The 18684-nt window shown below is 74.9% G+C and carries 16 protein-coding genes, 1 tRNA gene, 1 other RNA gene and 1 pseudogene; 6 read left to right on the top strand and 13 right to left on the bottom strand.

The genetic code is table 11. The annotated features are described in order from the left end of the window. From dnaX to AB0L40_RS18855, 3 genes are all read right to left on the bottom strand, one after another. Window positions 1-1048 (bottom strand): DNA polymerase III subunit gamma/tau (gene dnaX / locus AB0L40_RS18865; protein WP_364357978.1); only part of this gene is annotated, 1048 nt, incomplete at its 3' end. 49 nt (window positions 1049-1097) lie between these two features. Beyond that, window positions 1098-2468 carry a hypothetical protein gene (locus AB0L40_RS18860; protein WP_364357975.1) on the bottom strand — a complete coding sequence of 457 codons (1371 nt, stop codon included), beginning with the start codon at window positions 2466-2468 and terminating at the stop codon, window positions 1098-1100. A 105-nt stretch (window positions 2469-2573) separates the two neighbouring features. Further along, entirely contained in the window at window positions 2574-3314 is a 741-nt protein-coding gene (locus tag AB0L40_RS18855; protein ID WP_364357972.1) for a YceH family protein, read from the bottom strand. Between the two features lie 91 nt (window positions 3315-3405). On the opposite strand from AB0L40_RS18855, the gene AB0L40_RS18850 reads away from it, so the two are divergent. Further along, a complete protein-coding gene (locus tag AB0L40_RS18850; protein ID WP_364357969.1) occupies window positions 3406-5268 on the top strand; it encodes a hypothetical protein in 1863 nt (620 codons plus the stop codon). Window positions 5269-5301: 33 nt separating this feature from the next. On the opposite strand, the gene AB0L40_RS18845 is transcribed toward AB0L40_RS18850, so the two are convergent. Then, window positions 5302-5823 carry an SRPBCC family protein gene (locus AB0L40_RS18845; RefSeq protein ID WP_364357966.1) on the bottom strand — a complete coding sequence of 174 codons (522 nt, stop codon included), beginning with the start codon at window positions 5821-5823 and terminating at the stop codon, window positions 5302-5304. Between the two features lie 215 nt (window positions 5824-6038). Here AB0L40_RS18845 and AB0L40_RS18840 point away from each other — a divergent pair, with 215 nt between their 5' ends. The 3 genes from AB0L40_RS18840 to AB0L40_RS18830 all read left to right on the top strand — a co-directional run bounded on the left by AB0L40_RS18840 (window position 6039) and on the right by AB0L40_RS18830 (window position 9827). Continuing rightward, window positions 6039-7241, top strand: a complete 1203-nt coding sequence (locus AB0L40_RS18840; RefSeq protein ID WP_364357963.1) for a thiamine pyrophosphate-dependent dehydrogenase E1 component subunit alpha — start codon at window positions 6039-6041, stop codon at window positions 7239-7241. A gap of 80 nt (window positions 7242-7321) precedes the next feature. Continuing rightward, window positions 7322-8278, top strand: coding sequence for an alpha-ketoacid dehydrogenase subunit beta (locus AB0L40_RS18835; protein ID WP_364357981.1), 957 nt, complete (start codon window positions 7322-7324; stop codon window positions 8276-8278). Then, window positions 8259-9827 carry a dihydrolipoamide acetyltransferase family protein gene (locus tag AB0L40_RS18830; RefSeq protein ID WP_364357960.1) on the top strand — a complete coding sequence of 523 codons (1569 nt, stop codon included), beginning with the start codon at window positions 8259-8261 and terminating at the stop codon, window positions 9825-9827. The genes AB0L40_RS18835 and AB0L40_RS18830 overlap by 20 nt, the downstream gene beginning before the upstream one ends. Window positions 9828-9830: 3 nt before the next feature. Here the strand turns inward: AB0L40_RS18830 and AB0L40_RS18825 are convergent, their stop codons facing one another. The 3 genes from AB0L40_RS18825 to AB0L40_RS18815 form a co-directional block, all read right to left on the bottom strand. Further along, window positions 9831-10574, bottom strand: coding sequence for a glutathione S-transferase N-terminal domain-containing protein (locus AB0L40_RS18825; protein ID WP_364357958.1), 744 nt, complete (start codon window positions 10572-10574; stop codon window positions 9831-9833). Window positions 10575-10796: 222 nt separating this feature from the next. Continuing rightward, window positions 10797-10893: signal recognition particle sRNA small type (ffs, locus tag AB0L40_RS18820), an RNA gene on the bottom strand. 176 nt (window positions 10894-11069) lie between these two features. Next, window positions 11070-11417 carry a hypothetical protein gene (locus AB0L40_RS18815; protein WP_364357955.1) on the bottom strand — a complete coding sequence of 116 codons (348 nt, stop codon included), beginning with the start codon at window positions 11415-11417 and terminating at the stop codon, window positions 11070-11072. Window positions 11418-11617: 200 nt separating this feature from the next. On the opposite strand from AB0L40_RS18815, the gene AB0L40_RS18810 reads away from it, so the two are divergent. Beyond that, window positions 11618-11691 (top strand) — tRNA-Val (locus AB0L40_RS18810). Between the two features lie 274 nt (window positions 11692-11965). On the opposite strand, the gene AB0L40_RS18805 is transcribed toward AB0L40_RS18810, so the two are convergent. From AB0L40_RS18805 to AB0L40_RS18790, 4 genes are all read right to left on the bottom strand, one after another. Beyond that, the gene (locus AB0L40_RS18805; RefSeq protein WP_364357952.1) at window positions 11966-12223 is read right to left on the bottom strand and encodes a hypothetical protein; all 258 of its coding nucleotides are present in this window, start codon (window positions 12221-12223) and stop codon (window positions 11966-11968) included. 180 nt (window positions 12224-12403) lie between these two features. Further along, complete coding sequence (locus AB0L40_RS18800) at window positions 12404-12934, bottom strand: hypothetical protein (protein WP_364357949.1); 531 nt, start codon at window positions 12932-12934, stop codon at window positions 12404-12406. A 154-nt stretch (window positions 12935-13088) separates the two neighbouring features. After that, a complete protein-coding gene (locus AB0L40_RS18795; protein WP_364357946.1) occupies window positions 13089-13772 on the bottom strand; it encodes a class I SAM-dependent methyltransferase in 684 nt (227 codons plus the stop codon). 187 nt (window positions 13773-13959) lie between these two features. Further along, window positions 13960-16824, bottom strand: coding sequence for a hypothetical protein (locus AB0L40_RS18790; protein ID WP_364357943.1), 2865 nt, complete (start codon window positions 16822-16824; stop codon window positions 13960-13962). A gap of 349 nt (window positions 16825-17173) precedes the next feature. Here AB0L40_RS18790 and AB0L40_RS18785 point away from each other — a divergent pair, with 349 nt between their 5' ends. Next, entirely contained in the window at window positions 17174-17689 is a 516-nt protein-coding gene (locus AB0L40_RS18785) for a flavin reductase family protein (protein WP_364357940.1), read from the top strand. A gap of 72 nt (window positions 17690-17761) precedes the next feature. On the opposite strand, the gene AB0L40_RS18780 is transcribed toward AB0L40_RS18785, so the two are convergent. Next, window positions 17762-18097 carry an antibiotic biosynthesis monooxygenase gene (locus AB0L40_RS18780; protein WP_364357937.1) on the bottom strand — a complete coding sequence of 112 codons (336 nt, stop codon included), beginning with the start codon at window positions 18095-18097 and terminating at the stop codon, window positions 17762-17764. 166 nt (window positions 18098-18263) lie between these two features. Continuing rightward, window positions 18264-18684: pseudogene (locus tag AB0L40_RS18775) on the bottom strand (hypothetical protein); the annotation flags it as partial.

Raw genomic sequence — 18684 nt, 5'->3', positions numbered from 1 at the left:
GCGTCGGTCCCATCATCACGCCGCGGGGCACGGCGATGCGCAGGCCGAACGGGTTCACGAGGAGACCTCCGCCGACGTCGACCCACCGGGCAGCGATCCGCAGCTCGTCGGGCAGCGCGCCCGTCATCAGGACCAGCAGCAGGGCGCGGGCGTGGGCCTCGACGTCGCGCGTGACCTGGACGAGGTCCCGGCCCTGGGCGGAGAGCTCGGAGGCGACCTGCAGGGTCGCCGCCGCGTCGCCCGCGCCGACGGCGTCGAAGGCCCGGAAGAGGAGCTCGGCGTCCGCGACGCCGAGGACCGACAGGACGTCCTCGGTCCGGATGTCCTCGCCCGCGTAGGTGACGAGCTGCTCGAGCGTGCCGAGCGCGTCGCGGAACGAGCCGGTCGCGTGCCGGGCGACGAGCGCGACCGCCTCGGGGGCGATCGCGATGTGCTCCTGCTCGGCGACGCGGTCGAGGACCCGCGACAGCTGCACGGGCGTCGGCCGGTGGAAGTCGAAGCGGTGACAGCGGTCGACGACCGTCGGCAGGACCTTGTTGGCCTCGGTCGTGGCCAGCACGAAGATCGTCCGCGGCGGCGGCTCCTCGAGCGTCTTGAGGAACGCGTTCCACGCCTGGGACGAGAGCATGTGCGCCTCGTCGAGGATGTAGACCTTGTGGCGCCCGCCGACGGGGGCGAAGGCGACGGAGTCGCGCAGGTCGCGGATGTCGTCGACGGAGTTGTTGGACGCGGCGTCCATCTCGACCACGTCGATCGACGTGGCGTCCGCGATCGACCGGCACGCCTCGCAGCGGCCGCACGGCGTGGTCGTCGGCCCGGGCCGGCGCTCGGTCGGCGCCAGATCCGGGTCCCCCTGGCAGTTCAGGCAGGCGGCGAGGATCTTCGCCATCGACGTCTTGCCCGTCCCGCGCGACCCGACGAACAGGTAGGCGTGGTGCACCTTGTCCTGGTCGATCGCGTTGCGCAGCGTGCGCACGACGTGTTCCTGACCGACGACGTCGTCGAACGAGCGGGGTCGGTGGCGGCGGTAGAGGGACGGGGCGGACACTCGAGCCGAGTCTACGGAGCCCCCGAGCGATCCGCCGCCGCCGATCCGACTACCAGGCGGTGGCGATCACGAGGCGCGGGTCGCCGGCCGGCGACCCCGGCCGCGGGAGCACCGGGGAGGGCGGACCGCCGGCCACCGGCAGCCGCGCGACGACCTGGCGCAGGTCCTCGACCGGTCCGACCGTGTAGGTGGCGATCAGGCTGTCGGTCGCGGCCTCGTAGCCCGAGACGCCGACGACGTCCCGGGGGCCGCCGCCCGTGCCGTCGGATCCCGCCGCCGGAAGCGCCCCCAGGCCCAGTGCGGCCTGGATCGCCCCGACGGTCGGCGGGCGCCCGTCGAGCAGGACCCGCCGGACCACGCCGCGGGCGTCGACCGTCGCCGGCAGCGCGCGGCCCCGACGATCGCGGACGGTGCCGTACCAGCCGTGCGGACCCGCCGGACCGTCCACCGACTCCAGGCGGTCCCCCGCGGTCGTCCGGGCCCGGAACGTGCTCCGCCGCCCGGACGGTGCGATCCGCCACAGCCCCTCGGCGACGGTGCGGACCCGCAGCCGGGCCTGCGGCCGTCCCTTCCGGCGGCGCGTCTGCAGCGCGTACGTCGTCCGGTCCCACGCGACGATCGTCCCGCCGGGCCCGCCCTCCGACGGGGCCGTGTCCGTGACGCCCTGCGCGTAGGACCGTCGCGTGCTCCAGAGCGTGCGCTCCGTGCCGGCGGGCGTGACGAGCACCAGCGCGTCGGGGTGCGGCCGGCGCAGCACCGCCCGCGCCCGCCGGACGGCGGCGGGCGTCGCCCGCACCCACGTCCCGTCCGCCAGCGGCCCCAGCGACACGAGCTGCTCGACGTCCGGCGGCGTCGTCCCCGTCCACAGGCTGCCGCCGTCCCCGCGCGCCGCGACGCGCTGCAGTCCCCGGGGGCTGCGACGCGAGCTGCACCGTCCCGACGCGACCGTGCAGGTCACCACGACCGGCGTTCCCGCCGGGCTGCGGACCGCGTCGCGCCGGACGTGGCTGCCGTCGGCGTCCCACCAGACCGCGGGCGTGCCGCCCACCGACAGCCCGAACCCGAAGGACCCGTCCGGATCGCCGATCCCGGGATCGGGCGCGGCCTGCCGCTCGGGCGCCGGCACCCGCAGGCCGCGCAGGCCGAGGACGCGCGGCCGGCCGCCGTCCGTGGGCACCAGGACGACCCGCCGGCCCGAGGTGCGGGCGACGACGCGGTGGTCGGGCGACACGGCGCTCACCTGGAAGCGGTCCCGGATGCCGCCACCCGGGGCCGCCAGGGTCCGCCACGACCCGTCGGGCCCCACGAGCGTCGCCGCGTGCCCCGCGGCGACCTCGCCGCCCACCAGGAGGGGGTCCAGCAGGACGTCGGCCGGCGCCGACGCCGGCACCAGCGCCGCGGCGACGACGGCCGCCGGCACGACGAGCGCCGCACTCCTCCCGGGCCGCCTGCCCCGGTCGGGACGTCGAGGTTCGAAGGTCACGGGCCACCACACGGGCCCTACGCTACCCCCGCCCGTCGCCCGTCAGGCGCCGAGTTCCGTGCGCAGCGCCGCGAGCTCGCCGCGGAGCGTCTCCAGCTCGGCCCGGACGTCCTCCAGCTCGCCCTCGAGCTGGACGACGCGGCCCTCCAGGTGGTTCGGCGGCGGCTCCTCGGCCCGGCCAGCGGACGGCGGCGCCGGGCCCAGGTCGAACTCGGACGGCCCGGACTCGTCGCGGTAGGTCGGCGGCTCGGCGGCGCGCTCGACCGCGACGGTGCCGGACGTCGCCGCGGCGGCCGTCGGCAGCTCGTCGCCGCCCATCACCTGCTGGACGCGGGCCTCCTTCTGGCCCGGCCGTCGTTCGAGCCGCACCACCAGCTGCCGCGTGACGAGCCGGTCGATCGTCGTCTCCAGCTCGTCGGAGCTCCCGAACCGGTGCAGGCGCTCGGTCCGGGCCCGCAGCTCGCCGGGCGTCTGCGGCCCGCGCAGGATCAGCACGGCGATGACGGCCTGCTCGTCGGGCCGGATCTGCATCGTGTCCGCGAGCAGGTGCCGGTACTTCGCCGCGCGCGAGCCTCCGGCCGACCGCGTCCAGCGCCGCCGGGCGAGCTCCTCGAGCGCCCCGCGGATCTGCACGTCGTCGTACTGCACGACGGGATCGCGGTTCGTCGACTGGTTGCACGCGGCGCGCAGCGCGTTGAGCGTGAGCGGGTAGGTGTCCGGCGTGGTGCGCTGCTTCTCCAGCAGCGCACCGAGGACGCGGAGCTGCACGGCGTCGGGCTTCACGACCGGCAGGCTAGCGCCCGCGCGGGGATCCGGAACGAACTCGGCACCCTTCCGGCGCAGTTCCGGGCCAGGTCGGTAGCGTCGCCCCGGCATGGACCCCCGGGACGGCTCACCGCGCACGCGCGCGACCTCGGTCGCGCTCCACCTGGCGGCGGCGTGCGGGCTCGGCCTGCTCGTCTGGCTGCTGTTCGGCCGGACCGCGTTCGTCAACTACGACTCCGCCTGGTCCCTGGACTGGATGCGCGAGCTGGTCGCCGGCGGATCCCGCCCGGACCTCGGCCGCGTCTTCTCCCCCACGCCGCACCCGCTGAGCGACCTGTTCTCGGCGATCCTCGTCCCGTTCAGCGACGGCGGCGGCCCCGCCGTCGGCCGTGGCGCGGAGACCGCGCTGGTCGTCTCCGCCCTCTTCTGGCTCGGCGCGCTGGGCGTCGTGACCTTCCGCATCGCCACCGCCTGGTTCGGGGTCTGGGCGGGCGTCGTCGCCACCGTCCTGGTCCTCACCCGCGAGCCGGTCCTCTCCTACGGCCTGCGCACGTACCTCGACCTGCCCTACGCGGTCTTCCTGCTCCTGGCCCTCCTCGCCGAGACCCGGCGCCCCCGGGGCGGCGCCCGGACGGTCGCGTGGATCACCCTCGCCGGCCTGCTGCGCCCCGAGGCCTGGCTGCTCGCCGCCGCCTACGTCGCCTACCTCGCGATCTGGCAGATCCGCGCCGCCGGGGCCGCGGAGGAGACGACCGACGGACCGGCCGGAACCGTCGCGGGGGGCGACGAGCCGGCGCGAACCATCGCGACCGGCGCGCGTCCGACCACCCCGGCCACAACCCCGGCGACGGCCGACGGGAGTCCCCGCCGGGAGCGCTCTGGGAATCGATCACGAAGCGGTGATTCCCAGAGCGGTCCCGGGGGACGGCTGCAGGTCTGGGCCGGGCGGCTCGAGATCCGCCCCCTGCTGCCGCTGATCGCGCTCGCGCTGATCGCCCCGCTGGGCTGGATCGTCGAGGGCCTCGTCCTGGCCGGCGACCCCCTGCAGGCCCTCACCGGCACCCAGCAGAACGCCGCCGACCTGGACCGCGTCACCGGCGTCGGGTCGGCGATCACGGTGATGCCGCGCCGGCTCGGCGAGATCGTCCGCGAGCCCGTGCTGCTGGCGGCGTTCGGCGGCGTGCTGCTGTCGCTGGCGTTCCTGCGGCGCCGCGCGGTGCTGGGCGTCGCGGCGGCGATCGCGGCGGGCGTCGCGTTCTTCGTCCTCGCGGCGGCCGGCCTGCCACTCCTGACCCGCTACCTGGTCTTCCCGGCCACGCTCCTGATCGTCTTCGCCGCGGCGGGCCTGCTCGGGTGGCGTCACCTGCCCGCCGGCCACGCCTGGGTGCGCCGGTGGCAGGCCTTCGCGGTCGTCTCCCTGCTGGCCTTCGTCGTCTTCCTGCCCAGCCAGGTCCACCGGCTCGACCGCCTGCAGAGCGCCCTGGCGCTGCAGCAGCGCGTGATCGGCGACCTGCGGACGGTCACCGGCGACGTCGTCCGGCCCGCGCTGCAGACCGCGGCGTGCGGTCGCGGCGGTGCGCCGTACGCCGCGGTGATCGGCGGCGTGCCGGCGGACCAGGCCGAGCGCGTCGCCACGTGGCTGAACGCCGACGTCGCGCTCCCGAACCACCGCGCCGTCCCCCAGGTCCTGCTCTGGCTGGGCCGTGACGACGTCGGCGGTGGCGCGGCTCCGCCGGCGGTCTCCGGGCTCCAGCCCGCCCTGCTGCGCGGCGCGACGCCCGACCCCGGCATCTCGCTCCTGCCGTCGTCGGCGAAGGTCGCCCGGGGCTTCATCCTGGACAAGGCCGACGGCGCAGCCGGCCTGCCGACCCCGCCGCCCGGCAGCGTCCGCGCCGGCACGCTGGGCACCTGGTCGGTCTACACCTCGCGCGCGGACTGCGCCGAGGAGCTCGCCACGCGCCTCGCGCGCTGACGGCGGGACCGTCCGCCACGGCGCGACGGGGGGTCAGTTCGTCCCCGGCACCGGCGCTCCCGACGGCAGGCCGTCGGCGACGTACGCGTCGTGGACCGGCTCCCACTCCTCCGGCGCGTGGTGTGGGCCGGCGGTCTCCTCGCCCGCCAGCCACCGGTCCAGGACGACCAGGCAGACGGGCCAACCGCCCGCGTTCCGGGCCGCGGTGTCCGGCGCCTCCAGCACGTTGATCAACGTGAGCGTCGTCCCGCCGTCGGCGAGCGACTCGAGCGTCAGGTGCACCTCGTCCTCGCCCCGCGTGAACGCGAGGCGGCGCGGCGCGGCGTAGGCCAGCACCGTCCCCGTCGTCGGCTCCATGTACGGATCGCCGGAGAAGCGGATCGTGCCGCCCGCGCGGGTCTCGAGCTCCACGCGGGACGGGAACCACCGGACGAGCTCCTCCGGCGTGCTGACCGCCGCCCAGACCCGGTCGGTCGAGTGCGGGTAGCGCCGCACGAAGCGGACGGCGGGCCGTCCCTCGTACTCGACGTGGGTGCCACGGTCGGTCATGCGCATACAGAGGACGAGGGTCCCCGGGCCTCGACCGCCTGCACCCGGCCAGGCTCTCGGACGCCCAGCGGCCTCGCCCCGCCGACCAGCCGACCATGCCCACCTCCATACCCCGGCCCGTACCGTCGACCGTACCCCCGGAAAACCGCTGGTATCCAGGCCTTCCTCGCCGGTCGCGGGGGTTCCGGACGGCACCGAAGTACGCCAGACTGGTCGGTGCCGTGCTCGTCGAGGACCCCCGCCACAACGCCCACGACCAGGCCCCGGAGGCCGCCCCGGAACCCCGCCGCGACCGCGCCCCCGCGCCCGCCGAGGAGCTCTCCGGCCCGCCGCTGACCCTCGCCGATCGCGAGCTGCTCCTCGAGCTGATGGTCGCGATGCGGACGTTCGAGGAGCGCGGCGTCGCGCTCTACAAGCAGGGCCGCACGCCGGGCTCGTTCTACGACGGCCACGGGCAGGAGGCGATCCCCGTCGGCGCCGCCTTCGCGATGGGCCCCGACGACGTCATCTGCTCGCCGCTGATCCGCGACATGGGCGCGCACCTCGTCCGCGGGACGGACCTGACGGAGATCATCCGCCACCACCTGGGCCGCGACAACCGGCTCAGCCGCGGCCGCGAGGGCAACGTCCACTTCGGCGATCCGACCAAGGGGATCGTCCCGATGGTCTCGATGCTGCCCGACATGTTCGTCGTGGCAGTGGGGATCGCGATGGCCTTCCGCCTGCGTCGGGAGCGCCGCGTCGCCCTGACGTTCTTCGGCGACGGCGCCACCTCGCCCGGCGCGTGGCACGAGGCCATGAACTTCGCCGGGCTGCGCAAGGAGCCCATCGTCATCGTCTGCGAGAACAACGGGCTCGCCTACTCGACGCCCACCAGCGCCCAGTTCGCGGTCTCCCCCGCCGAGCGCGCCGCGGCCTACGGGATGCCCGGCGTCGTCGTCGACGGCAACGACGTCGAGGCGATGTTCCGCGTCACGCACGAGGCCCGCGAGCGCGCGCTGCGCGGCGACGGCCCGACGCTGATCGAGGCCCGGACGATGCGCATGCACGGCCACGGCTCCCACGACGACGCCCGCTACGTCGACCCCGCGGTCTTCGCGGAGTGGCGGAAGCGCGACCCGATCGCCACCTACGAGGCGACGCTCGGCGGGGCCGGCGTCGACGTCGAGGCCGTGCGCACGCGGGTCCTCGCGCGGCTCGACGCCGCCGTCGACGCGGCACTGGCCACGCCCCTGCCGGACCCCGCGTCGGCCACCGAGGGCCTGTTCGCGACCGAGGAGCCCGTGCCGCTCGGGCGCGGCGAGGCGCCGTGGAGCGGGTTCGCCGGCGGCGTGCACGACCCCGTGAGCGCCGCCGCCCGCGGTGCCGCGGAGGGCGGGACCACCGTCGGCCCGTCGTCGACCGCGGCCGAGGCCGCCCGATGAGCGTCCCGAGCACCGAGACGCCGGGCGCCGCCGCCCGGCCGGCCCCCGCGACCGCGTCACCCGACGGCGCCACGCGCAACATGACCTACCTGCAGGCCATCAACGACGCCCTGCGCGTCGAGATGCAGCGCGACGAGCGGGTCTTCGTGATGGGCGAGGACGTCGGCGCGTTCGGCGGCGCGTTCAAGGCGACCGACGGGCTGTTCGCCGAGTTCGGCGCGGACCGCGTGCAGGACACCCCGATCGCCGAGGCCGCGATCATCGGCACCTCCGTCGGCGCCGCGCTGGCCGGCCTGCGCCCCGTCTGCGAGGTCCAGTTCGCCGACTTCGTCGCCACCGGCTTCGACCAGCTCGTCAACGTCGCGGGCAAGATGCACTGGCGCACCGGCCTGGCCGTCCCGATGGTGCTGCGGCTGCCGTCCGGCGGTGGCTTCGCCGGCGGCCCGTTCCACTCGCAGAACCCCGAGGCCTGGTTCATGCACGCGCCGGGCCTGAAGGTCGTCGCGCCGTCCACCCCCGCCGACGCGAAGGGCATGCTGGCCGCCGCGATCCGCGACCACAACCCGGTCTGCTTCCTCGAGCACAAGCACCTCTACCGCCGGATCAAGGGCGAGGTTCCGGTCGGCGAGCACCTCGAGCCGTTCACCGCGAAGGTCGTCCGCCCCGGCGAGGACCTCACGATCGTCGCCTACGGCGCGATGCTGCACCTCGCCGTCGAGGCCGCCGAGCGCTTCGAGCCCGGCCGCGTCGAGGTCCTCGACCTGCGCTCCCTCGTCCCGCTCGACGAGGAGGCGATCCTCGCGAGCGTCCGCCGGACGAACAAGATCCTCATCGTCGACGAGGCCAACGAGACGTGCGCCGCCGGCGCCCAGGTCGCCGCGCTCGTGGCCGACCGCGCGTTCTCCGACCTCGACGGCCCCGTCCGCCGCCTGGCCGCGCCGGACATCCCGATCCCCTTCAGCCCCGGCCTCGAGGAGGCCGTCCTCCCCACCGCCGACCGGATCACGGAGGCCGCGCGTGAGCTCCTCGCGTACTGAGCCGCTCGCCGCCCCGGATGCGGCGGACGCGCCCGGCGTGACCGGCCACCCGGCCCCGTCCGGCGCGAGCCTCGCCGGCACCGACCGGGCCGGCGCCATCGTCGACGCCGAGGGCACCGCGCCCGGCGGCGAGGTCCTGATGCCCCGCATGGGCACCTCGGTCGCCGAGGGCACGATCGTCGCCTGGAAGGTCGCCGTCGGCGACGTCGTCGTCCGCGACCAGGTGCTCTGCGAGGTCTCCACCGACAAGGTCGACGTCGAGTGCCCGGCCTTCGAGGACGGCGTGATCGAGGAACTCGTCGTCGAGGAGGGCGAGACCGTCGACGTCGGCACCGTGATCGCGCGGCTGCGGACGACGGGGCCCGTCGGCGGCGCGACGCCGGACGGCGGAACGAGGCCGAACGGCGCGACGCCCGCCGGGACGACGACGAGCGACGCGACCGCCGGGGGCGGGACGGCGGCCGCGACGTCAGCGGCCGGCACGTCAGCGGCGGCGGCCGAAGGCGCCGTCGGGTCCGACGGTGCCGGCGCGCCCACCCTTCGTGATCCCACCGTCCGCGGGGGCGCGACGGTGGGCGTCCCTGCCGACCCACGCAGCGACCGCCGTGACGCCCTGCGGCGGTCGTCCCCGGTGGCCGCCCGCCTCGCCGACGAGCACGGCGTCGACGTCCGCGCGCTGAACGGCTCCGGCCGCAACGGCCGCGTCACGAAGCGCGACGTCCTCGCGGCCGCCGAGGCCGGGGCGACGACGCCGCCGCCCGCCGCGGGCGATGCGCCCGCCGAGGCGCCGATGCACTCGGACTCGCCCTACCGCCACGACCCGTCGATCCCGGTCGCCGGTGCGACGCAAGGCAGCTCCGCCCCGCCCGTCGTTCCGGCCGACCTCGGCGGGACCCCGGTCCCCGCCAGCCGCATGCGGCGCTCGATCGGCGACGCGGTCCGGCGGTCCCTCGACGCGGCGGCGCACTGCACGACGATCGTCGAGTGCGACATGAGCCGGGTCGAGCGCGAGCGCCGCGTGGTCGGGCTGACCGCGCTACCGCTCCTGGCGCGCGCCGCGATCGAGACGCTGCAGGCCTTCCCGGCGCTGAACGCCACGTTCGACGGCGAGACGGTGACGCGCTACGGCGAGCGCGTGCACCTCGGCATTGCGGTCTCGCTCGGCGAGGACGGCCTGATCGCGCCGGTGATCCACGACGCGCAGGACCTCAGCGTCCAGGGCCTCGCCCGCCGCATCAAGGACCTCGCGGCCCGCGCCCGCGCCGGCCGCCTGAGCCCGGACGAGGTCCGCGGCGGCACCTTCACGATCACCAACCCCGGTGCGGCGGGCGCCCTGATGGCCACCCCGGTCATCAACCTGCCGCAGGTCGCGATCCTCGACCTCGAGGCGATCGTCCGGCGGCCCGTCGTCGTCGCCGATGCCGACGGCAACGAGAGCATCGGCATCCGCCCGATGGTCCACCTCTGCATGGGCTGGGACCACCGGGCGCTCGACGGCCTCTACGCGGCGCAGTTCCTGACCGCGCTGCGGCGGCGCGTCGAGGGCTGAGCCCTACGCGCGCTCGGGCACCCAGCCCGCCGGCAGGGCGCCGGCGGGGACGAGGCCCGGGTACTCGGGGAACAGCCGGCGGGCGATCTCCTCGCCCGGACGGCCCGCCATCAGCGGGTGCAGGTCGCCGACGGTGAGGAGCACCCGCAGCGACGCGCCGAGCTGCAGGTCCGCCGCGGTGACGTGCTCGGTGCCGATCGTCCCGTCGGCCGCCAGCGCGTCGACGCGGTCCAGCAGGGCGGGAAGGTCCTCCAGGCCGTCGTAGAGCCTCTGCGCGGTGAGGTCGTGGTACCGCCAGGTCCCGCGGATCACCTTGATCGCGTCGTCGGTGCCGGCGGCGTCCAGCGCGCCGGCGCCCCCGAACGTCCCGAGCGACTCGGGCCGGAAGTACAGGGCGCCCCACGGCAGGTACCGGGCGAGGTCCTGCAGGCGGCCGTCGCCCCAGCGCTCGGCCTCGTGGACGGCGTCGGCGATCGCGGGCGGGTAGAGCGCAGGCTCGGGCTGCAGCTGCTCCAGGCGCTCGAGGATGTTGACGGACCCGTGGACCGGGGTCCCGTCGACCACGATGCCGGGGACCGTGACGCGGGCGGGACCGTAGATCTCGGCCATCGCCTCCTGGTGCCCTCCGGCCGGCAGCGCGACCTTCTCGTAGGCGAGCCCCTTGAGCTGCAGCGCGGCCTCGACCGTGTGGCACGGCGGCGAGGGCGGCAGGACGTGGAGCGTGATCGCGGGCGCCGGGACGGACATCGCCCGACCCTATGCCCAGGGCGGCCCGTCGGCACGCGGGGGCGCCGGGGCTGCGTCGTCTCCCCGCCCGGGGACGGTTCGTCCTCGACCGTCCGCAGCTGCGCGGGAGCGGATCGCCGCGAGGGCCGGACCGCACGGGACGCGAGGTGGCGTTCCCGGGACGTGGTGCTCGTCACGCCGGGGATCCGGCGCGAGGACGGAATCAGCCCGCCGCCGACGACTCCGGGCAAGGCACCCGCGCGCCCACCGACTACCGCTTAAGGCTGCTTCCTTCCGGACCTGACCTGGTTCACGGGCCGGCGTCGCACGGGGACTTCCCCATCGATGCCGTCGACGACGGGCTCATCCCGTCGCACACGTCGGGCGATCGTACCCGAGCGCCGGGCCGACCGACGGCCGCCTCGCCCGGGGATCGGCGGGCCCGGCACGCGGACGTGCGGGGACCCGCCGGGATCCGCCCGGATCCGCCGCCCGCCGCGGCGGCGGATCGGAGCGTCAGTCGGTCGACATCATCGTGAAGACGGCCTTCAGCATCAGGCCGAGGCCGGGAAGGATCGACAGGAGCGCCAGCAGCAGCAGGATGGTCGACCCCGTGGACGACGCGAGCACCAGGAGGATCACGACGACGAACATCGAGATCGTGATCTGGATCATGAACGCGTTCGCCGACAGGGCGTTCTCCGGATCGACCGCGAGGACGTCGTCGTCGTACGACGCGCCACCCAGGGGCGACTTGTTGCGGTCCTCCGCCTCGTCGCTCGGCTGAGCGGACTCGGGGTTCGACGTGCGCTCGAGATCCGTGGCCTCGCTGTCGCTGATCGTGGCCTTCTCGCTTTCTTCCATCCGCAAAGGATCCCACGAACCGTGGCGCGCCGGAGGGTCGGGGTCCGGCCACCCCGCCGATCGACCCGTCGGGCGTGTCGCGCCGGCGCTCGCCCGTGGATCCGCGGCCCACCCCGGGCGGACCCACGACGACTCGCGCTGCCTCGCGGCCCCGGCGACGCGGCAGCCCGGCGGACGGCGCGATATCGTGTCGCGACCGAGGGCGTATAGCTCAGTTGGTTAGAGCGCTCGCTTCACACGCGAGAGGTCCACAGTTCGAGTCTGTGTATGCCCATCGCACGAGGGCCCCGCCACCGCGGGGCCTTCGTCGTTCCGGGCCGAAGTGCGGCCCCGAAGCCCGCGGGCCCACCCATCGGCGGCACGGCGCGCCGACCGCAGGACGGCCACCGATCGGTGGCAAGGTGCCCCGGGGGCAGGACGGCCACGAACCGGTGGCGCGATGCACCGGCGGCCGGGCGCCGCATCATCCGCGGCGAGGTGCGGTGTCCTGAGGGCCGCGGCGTTCGAGGGCGACTGCGGCGCCGTCCGCGGGTGACCGCCGCGCGACGTCAGGCGGAGTGTCCGCCGCGACGCTGCGGCGGCACCGTCCGGCGGAGCCCCGGCGCGGTCGAAGCGGCTGGCGCCGGCACCGGACGTCCCTGGATCAGGGCGACGATCTCGTCGAGCTGGCCGATGATCACCCCGACCTGGGCGCTGGCCTCCGCCATGCGCCGGACGAGCAGCTGCAACGCCTGGTCGTGATCGGAGGGGGACGATGCCGAGGACGACGGGACCACCACGGGACGCACTGCGGACTGCGGGGACATGGCGGCATGATCGTCCGCCGGACGGCCCACCGCAACCGCCGCGGTCGCGACCTTCCGCGACCCGGGACCGTGGCGAGCGTCGGTCGAGCGCGTCGCGAATCAGGGCCGGACCCGCCGCGCACGCCAGGCCCCCTGATCGGCCGGACGGCCCCGTCGTGTCGGCGACCGGCCCCCGACTCGTCACTCGATCCGCAGGCCCGACCGATGGACGACGCGGTCGAATGCGACGCCGTCGGGGAACGAGAGCTCGTGCACCAGCCGCCACGGCTCGGCCTCGTCGCGGGCGAAGTACCGGTCGGGCAGCCCCTTGACGCGCGGCTGCCGCGACCGCGGGAACGGCAGCAGGAACTCCCCGAAGGACAGGCCGAGCAGCCGGTCGACCAGCGACCCGCCCCAGAGCACGTCGAGCAGGACGCGGTCGGCCCGCACCTCCGTCATCCGCCCGAGGTTGCCGAGCCACGGCTCGAAGTAGTCTCGCGACGACTCGCGCAGCCCCCACGTCAGGACGAGGTCGACGTCGGACCGCAGCACGGCCCGGTGGGTGTGCCCCGTCCGGCCCTCCCCTTCGTCGGCGCCGACGGGCTCGTCCGCCCCGACGGGCTCGGGATCCGCGCCCACGACCCCGCCCGGCCACCCCGGCCCGAGCGGCAGCACGCGCCAGTGGATGGGATCCGACGCGGCGATCCGCTCGTGGAGCTCGCGGAGGGTCACGCCCGCGACCCGACGCCGCGATGCCCGGCGCCACGGGCTCCGACGCCGCGACGCTCGGCGCCACGGGACCCTGGATCGTGGCCCCCGGCCGCCGACGTCCCGGGGAGCGAACGGTGGTGCGGCGCGGCCATCGCTCCATCGTAGGCGGGCACTCTCAGGGCCGCCGGGCCGCGAACCGCAGCCCCGGGCGGACCGGCCACGGCTGGCGGGGTCCGCGGAACGTCTCGCTCTCCTCCAGCAGCAGCGACGAGCGCGCGATGAGGGCCGCGGCGTCCTGGTCGCAGCGACAGCCCCGGGCCAGGAACCGCCACGCGGGCGCGACCGCCCCCTGCGCCCGTGCGAGCCCCGGCGTCGAGCCCCGGACGTGCTCGATCCCGAGGTACCGCCCGCCCGGGTGCAGCACCCGCGCGATCTCCCGGAGCACGGCCTCCGGGTCCTCGACGCTGCAGAGCACGAAGGTCCCCACCACGACGTCGACGCTGCCGTCGGCCGCTGGGAGCCGCTCACCGTGCCCGTCGACGACCGACGCCTGCGCGGCGACGCCCGGGACCGACCACCCCTCCCGGCCGGGCCCCCGAGCGACCGCATCCGCCAGCACGTCGCGCATCGCGGGAGCCGGCTCGACGAGCACCAGCGACGTGACCCCGGGCCCGTAGTGCGCGAGGTTCAGCCCCGTCCCGGCGCCGATCTCGAGCACCCGGCCGCGGGCCGGGGCCACCACGGCCCGCCGGACGTCGCGCATCCCCGCGGCCTCGGAGCGCGCCTGCACCGACGCGTACCCGGCGACGAACAGCCGCTCGTGCAGGCGGTCCAGGGTGGCGGGCAGGACGAGCGGCACGGTGGACCGACGCTACCCGGTCGGATGCTGCCCCTCCCCGCGACGCGCTCGGGGAATCACCGCTTCGTGATCGATTCCCGAAGCGTCCCCGGCGGCAGGCCCGTGTCCCTCCGAACGCGCTCCGGGAATCGCCGTTTCGTGATCGATTCCCGAAGCGCCCGCGGCGGAGCTCCGGGCCCGTCCCCGGCTACTTCTTCTTCGTGCTGCAGGCGGTCCCGATCTTCGTCCTGCGGGTCGGGGCCTTCTTGCCGTTCCAGCTGGTGAAGCGCGTGCTGGCCTTCGCCTTGGCGGTGCACAGGCTCCGCGTCGCCGCGATGATCCCGTGCTTGCCGCCGTCGATGTTCAGCGTGAACGTCGTGATCGGCTGGTCGGGGATCGCCGGGAACGTCGTCACCAGGCGGTCGTGGCTGACCGAGGTCACGGCGCGCAGGTTCACGCGCGCCTCGCCGTTCAGCGGGACGTAGAGGGTCGGCAGGGTCGGGACCTCCTTGCCTGCTGCCGTCGTCCTGGTGCCCTTGACGAAGTAGACCGGGCCGAACAGGCGCCGGTTCAGGATCGTCGTCTCGGCGGTCGCGGAGCCCACGATCGACGCCTTCGGGCAGGCGTCCTTCGCCGCGTCGGCCTTCTCGCACAGGGACTGCGCGTTGGAGGCCTGCAACGCGACCTGCTTCGGGAGCGCGACCTCGGTCGCCTTGATCCCGGCCTCGCTCTCGAACTGCGTGACGGTGGCCGTCACGCGCGGGTGACCACCCTTCTTCATCTGCGTCTTGTTGCCGAACTTCAGGGCGATCTTCGGCCGGAAGGGCAGCGTCTCGCAGCCGGCGAACGTCACGCCCGCGCTGCGGTCGGCCGTCGCGCCGGCGATCCCGGTGATCGTCGAGGCGATCGACTTCGTGCCGCAGGACGTCGGGTTGCGCACGAAGTTCGGGCGGTCGACGTTCAGGGTCAGGTCCCGCAGTCGCAGGACGATCCCCTCCTTGATCTGCGGCAGCGGATCGCTGTCCACCGTCACGGCCGCGGTCTCCGGATCGATCCGCAGCGCCTGCCGGACGACGACGTTGCCGAGGTCGTACGGACCGGCGACGACGTGGATGATCGCGACGGTGCCGAAGGCGCCGCCCTTGTAGCTGCCCGTCAGGTACGCCGGGCCGGACAGCGCGTACGGCGCGGCACCCGGGCCGGCCGTGACGTTGACCGTCGCGACGCGCGACGACTCGGGGCAGGCCTCGGCGGCCACCTGGGCCTCGGAGCACTGCGTGACGCCCTTGATCTTCGCCGTCATGCCGGCCGGCAGGGTCGCCTTCAGGCCGCTCAGGAACTGGTCGCCGTCGGGGCGGTCGAACGCCACCGAGAGCGGCGCGTACTTGCCGGACACGCCGGAGCTCAGCGCGGCACCGAACGTCGGGCCGAACGGGTTGCCGGCGCAGTTGACCACGTCGACGCTCGAGCTCGTGCTCGACGCTGCGCCGCCGGACCACGGCGACAGCGTGCCGGAGCCCGTCGCCGTGCCGCAGGCCTGCGGGCTGGCGATGATCGCCTTGGAGCCGCCGTCGAAGTCGAGGCGGAACTGCGAGAACGGCAGCTGCGGGTTGTCGTCGAAGACCGCCGAGACCTGGCCCGTGACCGGGTCGGGCGTGACGGTGCCCTTCAGGCGGACGCTGATGCCGTGGCCGTCCGCGTTGACGAACAGCCGGTAGCGGTTGCCCGGCAGCGGCTGGCCGACGTAGACCGAGCCCTGCAGCGGCGAGTCGAGGACCGGGGTCGTGATCTTGACCGCACCGACGCGCGAGGACGCCGGGCAGGAGATCGGGTTGTCGTTGCCCTTGTTGAACTGGTCGTCCGTGCAGGCCTGCAGGCCGTTGGCGGCCGACGGGCTGATCGTCATGCCGGGCGGCAGGGTGACCGCGACCTTCTTGACGTGTGCCGTCGCGAGCGTGGCGTTGCTCGTCGTCTGCGGGACGTCGAGCTGGACCGCCAGCGGGGTCGGGGCGTCGCGTTGCATCGAGCTGACGCCGAAGGACGTCGTCGAGGAGAACGGCACCGCGGCGCAGCCCTGCAGGCCGTCGGTCGACGTGCCGACCGCGAAGTCCTTGGTGCGGACGTCGCCCTGGTACGAGTTCAGGGTCAGCTTGGCGTTCTGCACGCCGGTGCAGGCCGTCGGGCTGGAGAGGAATGCCGCGTCACCGGTGGTCGAGGCCTGGCCGCCCGCGTGGCCGGCGAGCGGGTAGGCGTTGCCGGGCCCGGCCGGGCTCGGCGCCACGCCGCCGCCGAAGCTCGCGAGCGCCAGGCTCGAGGCGCCGCGCGCGGCCGTGTGGGTCGCGTCGCCCGGGGTGCCCCAGAACGTCAGCGTCGAGCCCGTGAGGGTCGGAGCTACCGGGTCGGACGGCGTCGGGCGCGCGACCTCGTTGATCGTGAAGAACAGGCCGTTGTCGTCGGGCCGCATGCCGCCGACGATGTCGACGATGTGGCCGGTGGCCGCGCCGCCGGGCTGCGTCGGGTTGAACGAGAAGCGCGCCAGCTGCCCGTCGTACGGGACCATGTTGTAGAGCGCGACCTTCAGGACGAGGTCGCCGCGCGAGCCTGCGGGGAGGCCGAACGGGTTGGTCGCACCACCCGCCGTGCCGCCGTCGCTGAGGATCTTGCTGAGCCGCAGCTCGGTCGTCCCGATCTGGGTGTTCGGCGAACAGGTATTGGCCTCGAGGTCCGCCTGCACGCACTTCGGGACGGCCTCGGGGTTCGGGACGAGGCCGGGCGGCGTGTCGACCCGGATCGTCTCGGTCTGGCCCTCGTTGTTGCCGCCGAGGATCGGCGCGGCGGCCGTCTTCTTCGTGTCGAACGTGATGATGCCCTGGTACGGGTGGCCACCCGCCTGGGACTCGAACGTCGTCCCGTCCGCTCCGACGATGTTCGCCGAGAAGCTGTCGATGTCGTACGCCTGTGCGGCGGTGGCGCCCGCCAGGGGCACCGCGACGCCGAGGGCCGCGACCAGCGCGACCGCCCGGCGACGCCTCCTTCGTGGGCTTCCGGTGTTGACGTCGTGAGGGGTAGTCACAAGCACGCTCTCTCTCCAGGTCCTGCGTGGGAAATCGGTGCAAGCTACGCCTCCGAAGTACGCCCGTCCATGCGCATCGGCCATGCGTCGAGACGTCACCCGCGGCTACGGGTGTTCCCTGCTGGGCGCCGATTCCGACGCGACCGCCGTGACCGGGCGGGATCGCGTCGCCCGGCCCGACGCCCCGCGCGTCCCGGAGACCTACCCGCCGGTACGGCCGGGCCGACCCGTACGTACGACCCAGGACCCCCTTCCGGGGGTGCAGGCGCAAGACGGCGAGGTCATAGGATGCAGGTGATTCGCCGTGCACCGCACGGCGCTACGACCGCCGTCGACCAGAGACCCGCCCATGTCCTCCAGCCCCGCATCCGACGTCACGCCCCACGGCGATCCGGACAAGTTCCGGCACGTCCTGTCGCACGTCCCCACCAGCGTCGTGATCATCACCGGCGTCGGCGAGGGCGGCACGAAGTCCGGCATGGCGATCGGGTCGTTCACGTCGATCTCGCTGACCCCGCAGCTCGTGGGCTTCTACCCGACGCACAAGTCGACCAGCTGGCCGCCGATCCGCGAGGCCGGCCGCTTCTGCGTCAACGTCCTCGCCCAGGGCCAGGGCGCGCTCGCCGGCCAGTTCGCCAAGAGCGGCGGCGACAAGTTCGCCGGCGTCGACTTCAAGGCCGCCCCGCACTCCGGCGCGCCGATCCTCGACGGGGTCGTCGCCTGGATCGACTGCGAGCTGGACCAGGAGATCGAGCTCGGCGACCACTTCCTCGTCGTCGGCAAGGTGCTCGACCTGGACGTCATCCAGAGCGCCCACCCGATGGTCTTCAGCCGCGGCGCCTACCCGACGCTCGGCGACGAATAGGACCCCGCGGGAACCCTCGACCGGTCTCAGGTCGAGGGTGAGGTCCCGCCGCCGGGGGCGGCGGGGCGAGGCTCAGGCCTCGGAGCGCGCCTTCTCGACCGAGAGGACGACGTCGAAGCCCAGGACGCTCGAGCCGTGGGCGACGGGCTTCTCGGCACCGCGGTCGGACGACGCCTGCGCGTGGCCGCGGGTGAACGCCGCGCTCTTGACCCACGCCTGGAAGTCCTCCTCGGACTCCCAACGGGTGTAGACGAAGTAGCGCGTCTCGCCGGCGGTCGGGCGCAGCAGCTCGAAGCTGAGGAACCCGGGCATCGTCTCGACCTCCGACGCCCGCTGGGCGAAGCGCTGCTCCAGCTCGGGTCCGCGCTCGGGGTCGACCTCGATCGCGTTGATCTTCACGACGGCCATGGGTGCCTCTCGTCTCGGGGTTCGGGCGCGCCGCGGCCGGGCCGCGGCGCCTCGCGCCATCGTATGCGCTCGCCCCAGGCCCCGATCCGCGTCCGCGGTCGGGGCCGCTCCCGCGGAGCGTGCGACCGGCCGCGTCGCGAGACGCGTCACCGGCCGCCGTCCGCGGTCAGCTCTGCGCGCCCGACCCGGTCGTGGTGCCGGATCCGCCACCGGGCCCGCCCGACGGACGGCCCTGCTGCAGCGTCGACTGGCAGGCGGCGCTGGCCTTCTGGAACTTCGGGTCGGTCTGGTCGACCGTCTTCGGGTCGAAGATCGGCCCGTTGCCGGAGAAGTCGGGCTTCGGCAGGTCGAAGCCGTTCTTGCGGACGCACGCCGCGTACGCCTCGATCGACTTGCGGTAGGTCGCGTTGTTCACGTCCGGCCGCCCGCCCCCGCCGGCGCGGTTGCCGCCGCCCTGCGGCGTCGTCACCCCGCACGACTTCAGTGCCGCCTGGAGCTTCTTGCGCTGCGCCGCGGTCATGCCGCCGCCGAAGCCGCCGGCGCGTCCGCCGCCTCCGCCGGGCAGGCCGCCCGCACGCGGGCCGCCG

This window comes from Patulibacter sp. NPDC049589 (genome assembly GCF_040675535.1).
Classification (GTDB): domain Bacteria; phylum Actinomycetota; class Thermoleophilia; order Solirubrobacterales; family Solirubrobacteraceae; genus Patulibacter.
This window is presented reverse-complemented; position numbering and strand designations above follow the sequence as displayed.

Coding starts and splice junctions, on each gene's coding strand:
- AB0L40_RS18835 (WP_364357981.1), top strand. CDS start 7,322: ATGACCTACCTGCAGGCCATCAACGACGCCCTGCGCGTCGAGATGCAG.
- AB0L40_RS18815 (WP_364357955.1), bottom strand. CDS start 11,417: ATGGAAGAAAGCGAGAAGGCCACGATCAGCGACAGCGAGGCCACGGAT.
- AB0L40_RS18850 (WP_364357969.1), top strand. CDS start 3,406: ATGGACCCCCGGGACGGCTCACCGCGCACGCGCGCGACCTCGGTCGCG.
- AB0L40_RS18785 (WP_364357940.1), top strand. CDS start 17,174: ATGTCCTCCAGCCCCGCATCCGACGTCACGCCCCACGGCGATCCGGAC.
- AB0L40_RS18805 (WP_364357952.1), bottom strand. CDS start 12,223: ATGTCCCCGCAGTCCGCAGTGCGTCCCGTGGTGGTCCCGTCGTCCTCG.
- AB0L40_RS18825 (WP_364357958.1), bottom strand. CDS start 10,574: ATGTCCGTCCCGGCGCCCGCGATCACGCTCCACGTCCTGCCGCCCTCG.
- AB0L40_RS18780 (WP_364357937.1), bottom strand. CDS start 18,097: ATGGCCGTCGTGAAGATCAACGCGATCGAGGTCGACCCCGAGCGCGGA.
- AB0L40_RS18845 (WP_364357966.1), bottom strand. CDS start 5,823: ATGCGCATGACCGACCGTGGCACCCACGTCGAGTACGAGGGACGGCCC.